This window comes from Bartonella sp. AP57NXGY, assembly GCF_042195805.1.
Taxonomy (GTDB): Bacteria; Pseudomonadota; Alphaproteobacteria; order Rhizobiales; family Rhizobiaceae; genus Bartonella.
Genome location: NZ_JBHIOZ010000600.1, coordinates 1 through 614, shown reverse-complemented (window position 1 = coordinate 614; position 614 = coordinate 1). Strand labels below are relative to the sequence as shown.

General features: G+C 45.6%; 1 pseudogene. It reads left to right on the top strand.

The window, feature by feature from the left end:
• Positions 1-396: 396 nt before the first annotated feature.
• Positions 397-614, top strand: a pseudogene (locus tag ACFIL8_RS12265) (DNA transposition protein); the annotation flags it as partial.

The window sequence follows — 614 nt, the reverse complement described above, 5'->3', positions numbered from 1 at the left end:
TTGAGAAAGCTTTCCGCCTCTGATGAGGGGCGTGAGGTGATCAAGTTTCCTAAACGATAGGAAAGGAAAGAGGGGGGATTTGTAAGAATTCTCAAAAGGAAGCTGGTTTTGTATCGCGTACCAGGTTGAAGCGTTAACAAAGAAAGGGGGGAGGAATCTTAATCCTTTAAAAGTCTAATCAATACATGAAGTTTCTAGGTATCTTTGCCTGATCGGGTGAGATGCGTGGAGTTAGCAAGTTCCCCGATGTGTGAGAAAGAGAGGGGATTTGCAAGGTTAGCCGTTTTAGTATCGCGTACGGCTTTTAAATGTTCATTCTAAAGATAAAAGATAAGGGGCGGGTGGGAGCCCTTCCCCTTATCAACAGTCTAAAATCAATACGAGAGGGGAATATACATGAAAAACGCGATAAATGCAACGGTCGATAAAAATCCTTGGGCGCGACCTAAAATCCAGCCCAATGGAACAGCACAAAACCGCAACAGTGATGACATTGCTTTATGGAATGAGCTTGTGGATGCAGTGAGAGCTTTGGGGCAAATGAATGATTGGTCGAAAGCAGAGGTGGCGCGGCGCATAGGCATGCCGGATGGGACGTTTTCGCAATGGTATGC